Source organism: Sphingobium fluminis (genome assembly GCF_037723805.1).
Lineage (GTDB): Bacteria > Pseudomonadota > Alphaproteobacteria > Sphingomonadales > Sphingomonadaceae > Sphingobium.
Genome location: NZ_JBBJUK010000005.1, coordinates 220,457 through 234,949, shown reverse-complemented (window position 1 = coordinate 234,949; position 14,493 = coordinate 220,457). Strand labels below are relative to the sequence as shown.

Below are 14,493 nucleotides of genomic sequence, written 5' to 3'. Positions count from 1 at the left end.
GGATCCCCTAAGCGCTTCATCGTTCGAACAGCCGGTCGCGCCATGGTTCGCGCGATTGCCAGCCGCGACTTTCCAGTTCGGGCACGTCGGACAGGTCCGCCGGATATCCGATGCACAGCAGCGCGATCAGCGACCAGTCGGCGGGCACGTCCAGCAGGGCATGGACAGCCGGCGGATCGAGGATCGAAACCCAGCCCAGACCAATGCCGCGCGAACGCGCCGCCAGCCACAGCGTATGGATCGCCAATACGCAGGAATAGCGCAGCATTTCGGGCATGGTCGCGATGCCCAGGCCATGGCCAGCCTCGGCCTTTTCATCGCAGAACACCGCCATCAGTTCGGGGGCTTCGCGAAGCCCGTGCAGCTTGAGCGACAGATAGGCGTCATGACGATCCTGCCCCGCATAAGCCTTTGCCGCGCGCGCGTTCACCTCATCCACATGCGCGGCCAGCGTCGCGCGAATGGCGGGGGAACGCAGGCGCACGAAGCGCCAGGGCTGCGCATTGCCGACCGAGGGCGTAAAGGCAGTGCTGGCCAGCAACGCTTCCATATCCGCCTGCGCGACGGGGCGGCTGTCGAAGTGCCGGACGTCGCGCCGCCAGCGCAGCAAAGCCATGAACTGCTCTGCAAAGTCCGCGTCGAACCGAGGCGGCGGCTCGCTCAGAACTCGATCCCCGCCTGCGCCTTGACCCCTGACCGGAACGGATGCTTCACCATCGTCATGTCGGTGACGAGATCGGCCGCCTCGATCAGCGCATCGGACGCGTTACGGCCGGTGACGATGACATGCTTCATAGCATCACGCGCGGTCAGCACCGCCACCACCTCATCGACCGGCAGATAATCGTAGCGCAGGACGATGTTCAACTCGTCGGCCATCACCATATGATAGCTGGGATCGGCGATCATGCGCTTGACCTCGTCCCACGCTGCGCGCGCTGACGCGATGTCGCGCGAACGGTCCTGCGTGTCCCAGGTGAAGCCTTCGCCCATCGGCTTGAATTCCACATTGTCGGGAAAGGCATCGAACACCGCCTTTTCGCCAGTGTGCATCGCGCCCTTGACGAACTGGACCACGCCCACCTTCATGCCATGGCCGATGGCGCGGACCACCATGCCGAGCGCGGCGCTGGTCTTGCCCTTGCCCTTGCCGGTGTGGACGATCAGCAGGCCCTGTTCGCGGGTCTTGTTGGCCATGATCTTGGCCTGCGCCGCCTGTTTCTTGCGCATCTTTTCGGCATGGCGGGCCTCGTCCGGTGCGGCTTCCACGTTGCTGTCAGTTTCCATCTTTTGTCTCCTTGCGCATCAGATAGACGTCCATGATCCAGCCATGGCGCGCGCGCAGGTCTGCGCGGCGTGCGGCGATCCGGGGGCCGGCTTGCGCGAGCGGTCCCTGCTCCAGCGCCTCATGCGCCATGCCGAGATAGGCGCCCCACCAGATCGTCACGCCTTGCGGCTCCAGCACCTCGAACGCGCAGCCGCCATCCAGCATGACCACGACTGTATCCGCGCCATCGGGCCAGCCATGGGCGCGCAGCATCCGGCCGGTGGTGATCGTCACCGGCCCGGCGAGCGGATTGAGCGGTATGGCGTGAGCGGCGGTCAGCGCCTGGATGCTGGTGATGCCGGGGATCACCTTGACGCTCAGTTTCATGCCGCCGTCGCGCAGCCGCTGCGCGATCCGCAGGCTGCTGTCGTACAGCGAGGGATCGCCCCAGACGAGCAGCGCGAGCCGCCCGCCATCGGGCAGGTGTGCGGCGATCTGCGAGCCCCAGGCCTCCGCAATGGCGTCGTGCCAGCTATGCACCTCGTCCAGATAGACGCCGCCATCGTCGCGCACCGGCAGGTCGAATTCGACCACTCGCACCGGCGCGGTCAGCACGCGCGCGCAAATCTCGCGGCGCAGGTCGATGAGGTCCGATTTGGCGCTGCCCTTGCGCGGCAGCAGGATGAGGTCGGCGGCGTTCATCGCCGCAACCGCCTGCGCCGTCAGATGGTCGACATTGCCCGTGCCGATGCCGATCAGGTCAAGATCGATCATGCGGCGGGCGCGATCATGTGGAAATAGGTGCCGGTCACTGGCCCGCGATGCGACCCGGTTTCGGCGACCGCCGCGCCTTCGGCATCGGTCACATGCGCGAGCGGCGCATCCGGCTGCTCGACGATCGTCGAATAATGAAATTCATGACCGCGCAATTTCGTACCTGCGGCAAGCCCGGCCACCGGGGCGAGCAATTCCGCATGGCGATAGCCAAGATGCATCCGCCGCTGCGCATGGCTGGTGACGAGACCGAGCAGGCCAGCCATCGCGTGCCGCTCGCCACTCTTGTCGACCAGCGCCTCGCCCAGCACCATGTAGCCGCCACATTCGCCATGGACCGGCCGCGTCCGCGCATGATGGCGCAGGCCGGACAGGAACGTCCCGGCGGCGGCGATCGTCCCGGCATGGAGTTCAGGATAGCCGCCGGGCAGCCAGACAAGATCGGCCTGGGGCGCGGGCGCTTCATCGGCGAGCGGCGAGAAGGGCAGGATTTCCGCGCCCGCCCGCCGCCACCCTTCCAGCAAATGCGGATAGACGAAGGAAAAGGCCGCATCGCGCGCCATGGCGATGCGCTGCGCCGGGGGTGAAGGCAGGCGCGTCCCGCCGGAAGCCGCACGTCTTCCCCGCGCCGCGTTCCGGATCGCGTCCAGATCGGCATGGGAGCGCAGGAAGGCGGCATAGTCGGCGATGGCGCGATCGAGATCGGGATGCTCGACCGCCTGCACGAGCCCCAGATGCCGTTCGGGCAATGTCAGGTCCCCGCGCCGTGGCAACGCGCCCAGAACGGTGATGCCCGCCTCCTCCATGCCCCGCCGCACCAGCCGTTCATGGCGCGGACTGGCCACCCGGTTGAGGATTACCCCGGCGAAGGGCAAGGCGGGATCGAGGCTTTTGAACCCCAGCGCCGTGGCGGCGGCGGATTGCGCCTGACCCGACACATCGACCACCAATATGACCGGCCAGCCCATGCGGCGCGCGATTTCGGCGCTCGCCCCATGCCCGCTCGCGCCCCGGCTGGCGACGCCGTCGAACAGGCCCATCGATCCTTCGGCCAGCACCATGTCCGCGCCCGCCGCCTGCGCCATGATGGCGTCGAGCAGCCCGCTTTCCATCGCCCAGCTGTCGAGGTTGAACGATGCCCGCCCGCAGGCGGCGCGATGAAAGGCGGGGTCGATATAGTCGGGGCCGCTCTTGAACGGCTGGACCGTAAGGCCGTCCTCATGCAGCGCGCGCAGCAGGCCCAGCATCACCGTGGTCTTGCCGGTGCCCGATGCGGGGGCGGCGATCATCAGGCCGGGCGTGATATGGGGGACGTTCATTCCCTTATCTCCGAAAAGCGCGATGCAGCGTCCTGCGGGCGGAAGCGACGATCATAGCCGGGGGCATAGAGGCTGCTTTCGGCAAAATCCTGCGCTCCCAGCACCCGACCGACGAGGATCAGCGCGGTGCGCTCCATGCTGCCGGCGACCGCATCGGCGATGGTATCGAGCGTGGCGCGGACGATCCGCTGTTCGGGCCAGCTCGCGCGCCAGACCACGGCCACGGGGCAATCCGCGCCATAGGTGGGGGTCAGGTCCGCGACGATCTGCGCAAGATTGTGGATCGACAGGTGGATCGCGAGCGTCGCGCCGGTGGCCGCGAAATGGCTCAGGCTTTCGGCGGGCGGCATGCTGCTCGCCCGGCCCGGCGTGCGGGTCAGCACGAGCGACTGGGCGAGTTCGGGCAGGGTCAGTTCCGCCTCCAGCGCCGCGGCGGCGGCGGCGAAGGCGGGGACGCCGGGGGTCACCGTGACGGGAATGGCCAACGCCCGCAGCCGCCGGAGCTGTTCGCCCATCGCCGACCAGACCGACAGGTCGCCCGAATGCAGTCGCGCGACATCCTGCCCTGCGGCATGGGCGGTGGCGATCTCGTCGATGATCGCATCCAATGCCATGGGAGCTGTATTGACGATCCGCGCGCCCGGCGGGCAATGCGCCAGCACGGCGGCGGGGATCAGCGATCCGGCATAAAGGCAGACCGGGCTGGCGGCGATCAGATCGCGTCCGCGCAGCGTCAGAAGGTCGGGCGCGCCGGGACCGGCGCCGATGAAATGGACGGTCATGGCGGGCTTCCTTGGGCGATGGCGCAGGTGGCCATGCGATCGGGGGAAATATGGCGCGGCGTCAGCAGATGCGCGCCTTCGCCGGCGGCGGCGAGCGCCGAGGCTTCGGCGACGCTGCCGGTGTCGCGCGCACTCAGGCTCGCGGCGGATCGGGTGAAGGTGGGAACTGCGGCAAGCATATCGGGCGCAACCCCCGTCAGTGGCAGGCCCAGCGCTTGCGCCAGCGGGACCAGCGCCGCGACCTTGTCCTGCGCCGTCGCGAGATGCGTGACCGGCGGTTGCCCTTGCTGCGCCAACGCGAGCGCGGCGCGTAACGAGGGCAGGCCAGCGCTGGCCCGGAATCCGAATCCGGCGACGATCATAAGGTGACGCTCCATTGCACAACCGGATAGCGCGCGCGCCAGCCATGGCGATTGCCGAGCGGCGCGGAGTCGGCCAGTTCGATTCGGAGCAGGCTGCCCCCCATCTGACCATGCCAAAGGGCCAGCACCGCTTCGGATTCGAGCGTCACCGCGTTGGCGACCAGCCGTGTTCCGGCAGGCAGGCGCTCCCGGAGCGTTTCCAGCAGGGCATCGGACAGACCGCCGCCGATGAACACGGCGTCGGGGGCCGTCTGCGGCAGGACATCGGGCACAACGCCTGTGAAAATGTCCAGCCGATCCACGCCCAGCGCCACCGCATTCGCCCGCGCGCGGGCGGCGCGCCCCGGGTCCGCCTCGATGGCGATGGCGCGGTTGGCGGGATGGGCCAGCAGCCACTCGATCCCGATCGATCCCGATCCCGCGCCGATATCCCACAGCAGTTCGCCGGCACGAGGCGCCAGCGCCGACAGGGTGAGCGCGCGCACCGGGCGCTTGGTGATCTGACCATCGGTGGCGAACCAGTCGTCGGCCAGCCCGCTGGTCGAAGGCAGGGATGGACCCGGCCCGGCACAATCGATCCCGACCGCGACCGGATGGGCGATATCCGTCAAACCCATCGCATCGGCGCTGACGCGGCGGACCCGCTCGCGCGGGCCGCCGAGCGCCTCCATCACATGCAGGACCGAGGGACCAAAGCCCTGCCCTGTCAGATAATTGGCGAGCGCAGCCACGGCGTCGCCATCGCGCAAGAGCGCCAGCATGCGGCGGCCCCGCCCCAGATGGGGCCGCAATCGTTCCAGCGGCGCGGCGTGCAGGCCAAGACAGGCCGTCTCTTCCACCGGCCAGCCCAGCCGCGCGGCGGCCAGCGCGAAGGTCGAGAGCGCCGGATGCGCCACCCATTCGGCGGGATCGATCAGCCGCGTTACGCTGGTCCCCGCGCCGAACCAGAAGGGATCGCCCGACGCCAGCATGACGACCCGCTGGCCGCGATGCGCCAGCAGGCGCGCGATCCCGTCGGCGAAGGGCACTGGCCAGATGATCGTGGGACAGCTAAGCGCGGACAGCAGCGACAGGTGCCGGGCCGATCCCATGACCAGCTCGGCCCGGTCCAGCGCCGCCCGGCTCGCGGCGGACAGGCCAGCGGCCCCGTCCTCGCCGATGCCGACGATCGTCAACCAGGGTCTGGAAACCGCCTCAGCCATGCCGAACATCCTCCTGCTGGGCGGTACGACCGAGGCGAGCGCGCTGGCGCGGCTGCTGGCCGCGCAGGGCCTGTCGGCGACGCTCAGCTATGCCGGACGGACGGCGCACCCCCGCCCCCAGCCGGTGCCGGTCCGCAGCGGCGGCTTTGGCGGCGTTGCGGGACTGGCCAACTATCTGCGCGATCATCGCATCACCCATCTGGTGGACGCGACCCATCCCTTCGCGGCGCAGATGAGCGCCCATGCGGTCGACGCGGCGCGGCTGACCGGCGTACCGCTTTTGGCGCTCACCCGGCCCGGCTGGAAACCCGTCGCCGGGGATCGCTGGACCCGCGTCGCCGATATCGACGCGGCGGTCGCGGCGCTTTCCGGCCCCGCCCGACGCGTCATGCTGGCGCTCGGGCGGATGCATGTCGACGCCTTCGCCGCGCAGCCGCAGCATCATTATCTGCTGCGCTTCGTCGATGCCCCGGATCGCCCCCCTGCCCTGCCCCGCCACAGTCTGATCGTCGATCGCGGGCCGTTCACCGGCGCGGGCGACATCGCGCTGATGCAGACGCACGGCGTCGATCTGGTCGTCTGCAAAAATGCGGGCGGTGCGGGAGCCAATGCCAAGCTGACCGCCGCGCGCGCGCTTGGCCTGCCGGTGCTGATGATCGACCGCCCCGTCCTGCCGGACCGCATGGAGGTGACGCGCCCCGAGGATGTGCTCGCATGGCTGGGTCATACGGCCGATCGCGGGGTGTAGAGGATCGGCCTTGTGGGGCGATCGATGATCCGGGTCAGGCTCGACCCGACGATCACCATGGTGCGCATGTCGGCCATATCCGCGCGGGCCTCCCCCAAAGAGACGATCCGCAATTCCTCCTGCGGCGTCGATACCGCGCGGGCGAACAGGATGGGACGATCCGCGCCGCACGCCTCGCGCAACACGTCCAATACCCTCGCAAGGCCTTCGGGCCGGGCTTTCGACCGGGGGTTGTAGAATGCCATGGCGAAGTCCGCCTCCGCCGCCAGCCGCAACCGCTTTTCGATCAGCGGCCAGGGTTTCAGATTGTCGGACAGGTTGATGGCGCAGAAATCATGGCCGAGCGGCGCGCCCGCCCGCGCGCTAGCGGCGAGCATGGCGGTGATGCCGGGCAGCACCTGAATATCGAGATTGCGCCAGTGCGCCGGACCGGTCTCCAGCGCCTCGAACAGTGCCGCCGCCATCGCGAACACGCCGGGATCGCCGGACGAGACCACGACCACGCGCTTGCCCGCCGCCGCCATATCCAGCGCATGAGCGGCGCGGTCCAGCTCCACGCGGTTGTCGGACGGATGCAGCGTCAGCCCGGCACGCGGCGCGATGCGCGCGACATAAGGGATATAGCCGACGATATCGCTCGCCGCGTCGAGTGCGGCGGTGACTTGGGGCGTGACCAGCATTTCGTCGCCCGGCCCCAGGCCCGCGATCGCGATCCAGCCTTCCGTCATGGCCGGCGTCCCTGGCCATGGATCAGCAGGATCGAGAAATAGGGGGTGACGCTGGTCGCGTCGCCCAGGCGGGTGACGCGCTGGCCGGGCATGGCGGCATGTTCGACCAGCCAGGCCGCATCCTCGCGCCCCGCCGCCGCCACCGCGCGGCGCAGCTTGGCCAGATTGCGCCCGATCTTCATGACCACCAGCGCGTCGGTATCGCGAATGCGGCGGACCAGTTCCTCCTCCGGCAGCGTCGCCATCGCCACGGTCAGCACATCGTCGCCCCAGGTGATCGGCACCCCGGTCGCGTTCCATGCCCCCGCCATGCCGGTGATGCCCGGCACGACCTGCACCGGCACGATCCCCGTCAGCCGGCTGTGCAGATGCATGAAGGACCCGTAGAAAAACGGGTCGCCCTCGCACAGCACGACGATATCCTCGCCCGTCTGCGCCAGCGCGGACAGTCTTTCCGTGCAGTCGGCGTAAAAAGCGGACAGCGACGCGTTATACCGTGGATCGGTGAAGGGTATTTCGGTCGTCACCGGATATTCCATCGCGATTTCGATCGCGTCGGCGCGCAACATGCCATCGGCGATGCGCCGCGCCTGCCCCGGCCGCCCGGCCTTGCGAAAATAGGCGACATGCCGCGCGCCGCGCACCAGCCGGTCGGCGCGCACGCTGAGCAAATCGGGCGCACCGGGACCGAGGCCGACGCCGTGGACTGTGCCGCACGTCATTCGGCGCGGCTCGCAAGCGCGTTGACCGCGGCGACCGTGATCGCGCTGCCGCCCAGCCGACCTTCGACGATGCAGCAGGGGACGGGCGGCGCAGCCCATAGGGCGGCCTTCGATTCGACCGCGCCGACGAAGCCCACCGGACAGCCGATGATCGCCGCCGGACGCGGGCAATCAGGGTCGTCCAGCATATTGAGGAGGTGGAAAAGCGCGGTCGGCGCGTTGCCGATCGCAACGACCGCGCCCGCCAGATGCGGCCGCCACAGCTCCAGCGCGGCGGCGGAGCGGGTATTGCCCATCGCGCGCGCCATGTCCGGCACCTTTACGTCGTGCAACGTACAGAGGATCGGATTGGCGGCGGGCAGCCGGGAGCGGGTGATGCCTTCGGACACCATCCGGGCGTCGCACAGGATCGGCGCGCCCGCCGCCAGCGCAGCCCTCGCGGCGGCCGCAAATCCCGGAGAAAAGCGGATATGCGCCGCCAGTCCGACCATGCCGGCGGCATGGATCATGCGCACCGCCACCTGTTCCTCATCGGCGCAAAAGCGCGCGAGATCGGCCTCGGCGCGGATCGTGGCGAAGGACTTGCGGTAAATCGCGGCTCCATCGGTTTCATAACTATGGGGCATTCAGGCGGCTCCGAAATAAGCAAGAATCTGCGCTTCGCTGAGCGCGGAACGGACAGGGTGCGCGCCGGCGGGCGCGGCGAAACCAAGGTCGAACAGGCCGTCGCGGCCGGTGAGCGTGACATCAGCCCCACCGCCATGCGCGCAACCCTTGGCGCAGCCCGACACGTGCAGATGACCGTCGATATGTGGGGCCAGCCGCCGCGCGAGATCACGGGTCTCGACGCTCGCCTGTGGACAGGCTGGCGCACCGGGGCAGGCATCGACGTGCAGTAGCGGATCGGCGGGATCGGCGATCAGGCCATCGATATCTTGCGCGGCGGTGCCTTCTATCAGCAGCACGCGCCAGGGCGTGATCCGTGCGGCGTCACCTTGCATCGCCTGCGCGAGCACATGCGCCTCGACCCGCCCGAACGGCAGGCCATAGGCCGTGCCCAGAGCGTGCGGACCCGGCGCGATCGGCGCGGCAGTCGGTGTGGGCGGAATGTCGCCCTGCGCCCAGTCCGGCAGAGCCGCTTCATGCCGGACCATGCGTCCCGCCCCCGCGCCGCCGCTGTCCACGAACCAGCGTGCAAGCGCGATCAGGCCGTCGACTTCGGCGCCCTCGGCGACCGCAACACCCGTCACGCGCCCATCCGCTCGCAGGATAAGGCGGTCCCCCCTACCCCGCTCTATACGGAAATCGCCCGCCTCGCCGACGAGGATGCTTGCGCGGCCGGCATCGATCACGAACCCTATCTTCCCCGGCAGGGCAGGCAATTCGTCCAGCCGCGCCAGCAGCTCGCCCGCAATGCGGTGGCTGTCGTCCCCTGTCTGCCAGTCGGGCGCGACGAGGATGGCGCGCCGCTGTTCGCGCGCCGGATCGGCATCCAACAGATCGAGCGCGATCAACCGGTCGAGCAAGGACGGCCAACCCGCTTCACTGACCCCGCGAAGCTGGAGATTGGCGCGGCGTGTCATGTCGATCAGGCCGTTGCCGCAGGTCACGGCGGCCTCGCACAATCCCAGCACCTGCGCGCGCGTCAGCCGCCCAAGTCGGGGCTTGACCCGCACGAGCAGCCCGTCGCCCGCCTGCATCGGCCGCCAGGCGTCGGGGCACCAGCCCTTGACGGCGAAGCCGCTCATGCCGCGCCCTCGACCGGCAGGCTGGCGAGAATGGAATTGCGCCGCGTCCGCCACAGCCCGGCGGCGTGCAGCGCGGCGAAACGCTGCTCCATCGCCGCCAGCGCTTGCGGATTGGCACTGGCCATGAAGGCGCGGACATCGTCCTGCCCCAGCGTCGCATCATGATAAAGATCGAACAGAAGCGGGGGCACGCTGCCCGCCAGATGCGCAAACGCCCCCATATGGTCGAGCGTCGCCGCCAGTTCGGCCGCGCCGCGAAAGCCGTGGCGCATCATGCCCGCGACCCAGCCGGGATGGGCGGCACGGGCGCGCACCACGCGGGCGATCTCTTCGGTGAGGGTGCGCGCCATGGGCCGCGCCGGATCGCGATTGTCGAGATGATAGAGCGAAGCCGTCCCGCCGGACAGCGCCTTGGCGGCGGCGAAGCCCGCCTCATGCGCGGCATAATCGGCGGCGAGCAGCAGGTCGGTTTCGGGCAGGTCCTGAAGATGGACGAAAGCGTCGGCCCCCGCCACGCGCAGCCGCAGACCGTCGGGATCGGCCATCGCGTCCGTCGCCTCGCCGGAAGCGTCGAGCACATGGGCCGACGCCGCCAGCCACGCCTCCCCAGCCGCGCGCCGGGCCTCGTCGGTGTAGATGTCGGCGGCGTCGCCCAGGCCAAGACCATAGCTGCCCGCCGCCGGACCATAGACGCGCGCCGTCGGGGTCTGACCGGCAAAGGGGTTCCAGTCGGCCGGCTCGTCCCGCCCGCACAGCGCCCGCACGGCCTGCCCGAACAGCGCCGGCAGGGTCGGGAAGGCGTCACGGAAAAGGCCCGATACCCGGAGCGTCACGTCGATGCGCGGCCGGTCGAGCAGCGCGAGCGGCACGATCTCGACGCCCGACACCCGCTCGGACGCCAGGTCCCACAATGGCTTTGCGCCCAGCAGGTGCAGCGCCATGGCATATTCCTCGCCCGCCGTGCGCATCGTCGCCGATCCCCACAGATCGACCACCAGCCCGCGCGGATAATCGCCATGATCCTGCAAATGCCGGCGGATCAGCTCCTCCGCGAGGCGAACCCCCTGCGCATGGGCCGCGCGCGAGGGCACGGCGCGCGGGTCGATGGCATAGAGGTTGCGCCCGGTCGGCAGCACGTCGCCGCGCCCGCGCCAGGGCGAGCCGGAAGGTCCGGGGGGCACGCGCCGGCCATTGAGCGCCGCCAGCAGCCCGGCCCGTTCCGCCGCGCCCTGATCGCCGCGCCCGAAAATATGCAGCCCGTCGCCGAACTGGCTTTCCTTGACGTCGCACACGAAGCGGTCGATCCGGGTGATTGCCTCCACCGGGGTGGCGGCGGCGTCGAGGCCAAGTTCCGCGTCCAGCCCCAGCACGCGCGCTTCGGCCTGAATCGCGTCCTGCAAGCGGGCGCGGCGGCCCCGGTCCAGCCCGTCGGCGTTGGAAAATTCATCGAGCAGCGCCTCGATCCGCGCCAGCCCCGCACCGCTTTTGCTCTGCACCAGCGGGGGGGGCACATGGCCGATCGTGACCGCCCCGATCCGGCGCTTGGCCTGCGCCGCCTCGCCCGGATCATTGACGATGAAGGGGTAGATCACCGGCATCGCGCCGGTCAGCGCTTCGGGCCAGCACGCGTTCGACAGCGCGACCGATTTGCCCGGCAGCCATTCCAGCGTCCCGTGCGCGCCGATATGCACGAGCGCGTCGATGCCCTGTTCGCGCAGCCACAGGTAGAAAGCGACATAGGCATGGCGCGGGCAGCGGGACAGGTCGTGATAGTCGTCGTCGCGCCTGGCGCTGTCGCCACGCTCGGGCTGCAAGGCGAGCAACGCCTTGCCCGCGCGGAGGACCGAGAAGCGGAATGCCCCGTCGCTAACCGCGCCGTCCGTTTCCGGCTCGCCCCAGTTGGCGGCCAGATCGGCGCGCAGCGCGTCGGGCAACGCAACCAGCGCGGCGCGATAGGCGGGCAGCGGCCAGCTCAGATGCGCGCGCCCCAGACGCGTCGCGAGATCCGTCTCCGTGTCCGTTCCCCGGCGAAAGCCGGGGTCCAGGGCCGCGAGGCGCAGCTCTTCGGGACTCCTGGACCCGGGCTTTCGCCGGGGAACATCAGGGGAGACTGCGCAGTCATAGCCGGACTCCGCCAGATCGGCCAGAATCGCTTTCGCCGAAGCCAGTGCGTCCAGCCCGACGGCATGGGCCATCTGATATAGCTTACCGGGATAGGTCGACAGGATCAGCGCCACGCAGCGCTGCGCCACAGGCTTGCGGGCAAGCGCGATCCAGCCCGCAATCTTCGCCGTGATCGCTTCGATCCGTTCGGAGTCCGCGCGGTGGACGGTGCGAGCGAAACCGAGGTCGGGATCGCGCTCCCCCGCTTCCTTGAAGCTTGCCACCCCGGCAAAGATCCGCCCGTCGATCTCGGGCAGCACGACATGCATGGCAAGGTCGGCCGGCGATAGCCCGCGCGATGTCTCCGCCCAGCCGGCAGGGCTCGCGGTGGCGAGCGCGAGCTGAAATACCGGCACGCCCGCGCCGTCCAGTGGCGTTTCACCATTTTCGCCGCGCGCCGAAAAAGCAGTGGCGTTGACGATCGCGGCGGGGCCGAGGTTTCGCACCCAACGATCGACCCGTTCGCGCGCTTCGGGGGCCTTGAGCGACGGGGCGAAGATCGACAGCGCGTCGAACCCGCGTCGCTCGCACGCGGCGTGGAGCGCGGCGAACGGATCGAGATCATGCGCGGTCAGATAGGAGCGGTAGAAGATGATCAGCACCAGCGGCCGATCGGGATCGCGTGAAAAGGTTTCGGGATCGACCACGCCGAGCGCGGGATGCCAACCGCCGACCATCGGCAGCGGCGCATCCTCCACCGCCGACCCATCGATCAGCCCAGCCGCGCGCGCCAACTCGCCAAGCGCCGCCCACGCCGCCTCCGCCCCGCCCGCGTCGCACAGCCGCGCCAGCTCGCGCAATTCAGGCACGGCTACGGTCGATACCGCGTCCAGCCGCGCATCCTCAAAGCCATCGGCAGGCAGCACCGCCAGCGCGATGCCGCGCGAGCGCGCCAGCGCCTCTACCTGTTGCAGCCCATAGCTCCAATAGGGCGTGCCGCCGATCAGCCGGATCAGGATCGCCTTCGCGCCCGCCAGCGTGCGTTCGACATAGGTATCGACCGACAGCGGATGCGCCAGCGCCGCCAGATTGGCGAGCCTGAGCGTCGGAAAAGCCGCGTCAGCCGCGCGCGCCTGATGCCAAGCCGCCGCGAACGCCCCCAGATCGCTGTCCGAAAAGGACAGGACAACCAGATCCGCGGGCGATTGCCCAAGATCCTGCGGGACGGCATTTTCCTCCATCCCGTGCGTTTCGCGGAAGATGACGTGCATCGCGCGTTTTTATCCGAGCAGCGTCGCGCGAATGGCGTCGGCGTCGATATGGTCATGTTCGGCGATGACGACCATCGTGGTGCGCCGGGCTTCATCCGGTCGCCACGGCCGGTCATATTGGTGCCGCACCCGCGCGCCGACCGCCTGCACCAGCATCCGCATCGGCTTGCCCGCGACGGCGGCATAGCCCTTCACCCGCAGGATATTCTGCTCACGCGCCAACGACTCGATCCGCGCGGCCAGCGCGGCGGGATCGGCAATCTCGCCCCATTCGACCACGATGCTGTCGAAATCCTCATGCTCATGGTCGTCGTCGCCATCATGGTGCGACGGGCGCGCGGCGATATCATCCTCTGCGGCGGCGGAAAGGCCCAGGATCAGGTTCGGGTCGATCACGCCTTCGGTCAGCTCGATCACCGGCACGCGGCGCTGCGATTCCGCCGCGATGACCGCGCGCGCGGCGGCGACGCCCTCCGGCCCGGCAAGATCGACCTTGGTCAGCAACACCATGTCGGCGCAGGCGAGCTGGTCCTCGAACACTTCGGACAGCGGCGTTTCATGGTCGATGCCGGGATCAGCGGCGCGCTGCGCATCGAGTGCGGCGACATCCGGCGCGAACCGGCCCGCCGCGACCGCCTCCGCATCGGCGAGCGCCAGCACGCCGTCCACGGTGATCCTGCTGCGGATTGCGGGCCAGTCGAACGCCTTGAGCAGCGGCTTGGGCAGCGCCAGCCCTGAAGTTTCTATGAGGATATGGTCGGGGCGTGGGTCGAGCGCGAGCAGCGTTTCGACGGTCGGGATGAAATCGTCCGCCACCGTGCAGCAGATGCAGCCATTGGCCAGCTCGACGATATTTTCCGCCGGGCAGTCGGGGATCGCGCAGGCCGCCAATATGTCGCCATCAACGCCGAGCGAGCCGAATTCATTGACCACCACCGCCAGCCTGCGACCGCCGGCATTGCGGATCAGATGGCTGATGAGCGTGGTCTTGCCGGCGCCCAGAAAGCCGGTGACGATGGTGACCGGCACCTTTGACAGGTCGGACATGGAAACTCCCCGCGCGCCGGAGCGAGACTTAAGGCGGGGCTTGCCGGACAGGTCCGGTCGGCGCGCGACGACGGGCGGGCGCGACAGATCGCCCATAGCCACGCGACCGTGCAGCCCCAGCCGCACAGTTCGTCGCTCAGACGGAGAGTTACCGTGCCATGACCATCCCCTGGACCAAGGCAAGAGCGACCGGTGCGCCGGCAGGTCTCCTGGCTCGCGGGTCACAGCTTGATGCACGCCTTCCCGGACATGGCGCGATGCGCCGTCCAGTGACTGCCCCTCGAATGAGGAGCCTGTGCATCGCGCTATCCGCTTACAGTTGCAGGGACAGCCACGGATTGAGGCGCTTTGGAGCGCCCGCACCGCATTCCCGATTAAGCCCCGAAAGGGGCACCGGCGCGATCATGCAAAGGCCGGCTT

At 69.2% G+C, this 14,493-nt stretch carries 14 protein-coding genes and 1 riboswitch; of the genes, 1 reads left to right on the top strand and 13 read right to left on the bottom strand.

Features of this window, described 5'->3' with window-relative positions:
- Positions 1 to 16 precede the first annotated feature (16 nt).
- From bluB to cbiE, 7 genes are read right to left on the bottom strand one after another with little or no spacing between them, the layout of a single operon-like run.
- On the bottom strand, positions 17 to 664 hold the full coding sequence (bluB, locus tag WG907_RS14585) for a 5,6-dimethylbenzimidazole synthase (RefSeq protein ID WP_340233943.1): 648 nt from the start codon (positions 662 to 664) through the stop codon (positions 17 to 19).
- Complete coding sequence (gene cobO / locus WG907_RS14580; protein WP_340233909.1) at positions 661 to 1,287, bottom strand: cob(I)yrinic acid a,c-diamide adenosyltransferase; 627 nt, start codon at positions 1,285 to 1,287, stop codon at positions 661 to 663. Before cobO ends, bluB begins: the two co-directional genes overlap by 4 nt.
- Positions 1,277 to 2,041, bottom strand: a complete 765-nt coding sequence (gene cobF, locus WG907_RS14575) for a precorrin-6A synthase (deacetylating) (RefSeq protein WP_340233907.1) — start codon at positions 2,039 to 2,041, stop codon at positions 1,277 to 1,279. The genes cobO and cobF overlap by 11 nt, the downstream gene beginning before the upstream one ends.
- Positions 2,038 to 3,360, bottom strand: coding sequence for a cobyrinic acid a,c-diamide synthase CobB (locus tag WG907_RS14570; protein WP_340233905.1), 1,323 nt, complete (start codon positions 3,358 to 3,360; stop codon positions 2,038 to 2,040). Before WG907_RS14570 ends, cobF begins: the two co-directional genes overlap by 4 nt.
- Positions 3,357 to 4,142, bottom strand: a complete 786-nt coding sequence (cobM, locus tag WG907_RS14565) for a precorrin-4 C(11)-methyltransferase (protein WP_340233903.1) — start codon at positions 4,140 to 4,142, stop codon at positions 3,357 to 3,359. The genes WG907_RS14570 and cobM overlap by 4 nt, the downstream gene beginning before the upstream one ends.
- Positions 4,139 to 4,504 carry a cobalamin biosynthesis protein gene (locus tag WG907_RS14560; RefSeq protein ID WP_340233902.1) on the bottom strand — a complete coding sequence of 122 codons (366 nt, stop codon included), beginning with the start codon at positions 4,502 to 4,504 and terminating at the stop codon, positions 4,139 to 4,141. The genes cobM and WG907_RS14560 overlap by 4 nt, the downstream gene beginning before the upstream one ends.
- Positions 4,501 to 5,706 (bottom strand): precorrin-6y C5,15-methyltransferase (decarboxylating) subunit CbiE, encoded by a 1,206-nt coding sequence (cbiE, locus tag WG907_RS14555; protein WP_340233900.1) that lies wholly within the window; start codon positions 5,704 to 5,706, stop codon positions 4,501 to 4,503. Before cbiE ends, WG907_RS14560 begins: the two co-directional genes overlap by 4 nt.
- Here cbiE and WG907_RS14550 point away from each other — a divergent pair.
- Entirely contained in the window at positions 5,705 to 6,454 is a 750-nt protein-coding gene (locus tag WG907_RS14550) for a cobalt-precorrin-6A reductase (RefSeq protein ID WP_340233898.1), read from the top strand. The two genes, cbiE and WG907_RS14550, sit on opposite strands and share 2 nt — an antisense overlap.
- On the opposite strand, the gene cobJ is transcribed toward WG907_RS14550, so the two are convergent.
- The 6 genes from cobJ to cobW are packed head-to-tail and all read right to left on the bottom strand — an operon-like array spanning position 6,430 to position 14,073.
- Complete coding sequence (cobJ, locus tag WG907_RS14545; protein WP_340233896.1) at positions 6,430 to 7,182, bottom strand: precorrin-3B C(17)-methyltransferase; 753 nt, start codon at positions 7,180 to 7,182, stop codon at positions 6,430 to 6,432. The two genes, WG907_RS14550 and cobJ, sit on opposite strands and share 25 nt — an antisense overlap.
- Complete coding sequence (gene cobI, locus WG907_RS14540; protein WP_340233894.1) at positions 7,179 to 7,904, bottom strand: precorrin-2 C(20)-methyltransferase; 726 nt, start codon at positions 7,902 to 7,904, stop codon at positions 7,179 to 7,181. Before cobI ends, cobJ begins: the two co-directional genes overlap by 4 nt.
- On the bottom strand, positions 7,901 to 8,530 hold the full coding sequence (locus tag WG907_RS14535; protein WP_340233892.1) for a precorrin-8X methylmutase: 630 nt from the start codon (positions 8,528 to 8,530) through the stop codon (positions 7,901 to 7,903). The genes cobI and WG907_RS14535 overlap by 4 nt, the downstream gene beginning before the upstream one ends.
- Positions 8,531 to 9,652 carry a ferredoxin-like domain-containing protein gene (locus WG907_RS14530; protein WP_340233890.1) on the bottom strand — a complete coding sequence of 374 codons (1,122 nt, stop codon included), beginning with the start codon at positions 9,650 to 9,652 and terminating at the stop codon, positions 8,531 to 8,533. It abuts the gene before it with no gap.
- Complete coding sequence (cobN, locus tag WG907_RS14525; protein ID WP_340233888.1) at positions 9,649 to 13,026, bottom strand: cobaltochelatase subunit CobN; 3,378 nt, start codon at positions 13,024 to 13,026, stop codon at positions 9,649 to 9,651. The genes WG907_RS14530 and cobN overlap by 4 nt, the downstream gene beginning before the upstream one ends.
- A gap of 9 nt (positions 13,027 to 13,035) precedes the next feature.
- Positions 13,036 to 14,073, bottom strand: coding sequence for a cobalamin biosynthesis protein CobW (gene cobW / locus WG907_RS14520; protein WP_340233886.1), 1,038 nt, complete (start codon positions 14,071 to 14,073; stop codon positions 13,036 to 13,038).
- A 182-nt stretch (positions 14,074 to 14,255) separates the two neighbouring features.
- Positions 14,256 to 14,486: riboswitch (cobalamin riboswitch) on the bottom strand.
- Between the last annotated feature and the right edge of the window lie 7 nt (positions 14,487 to 14,493).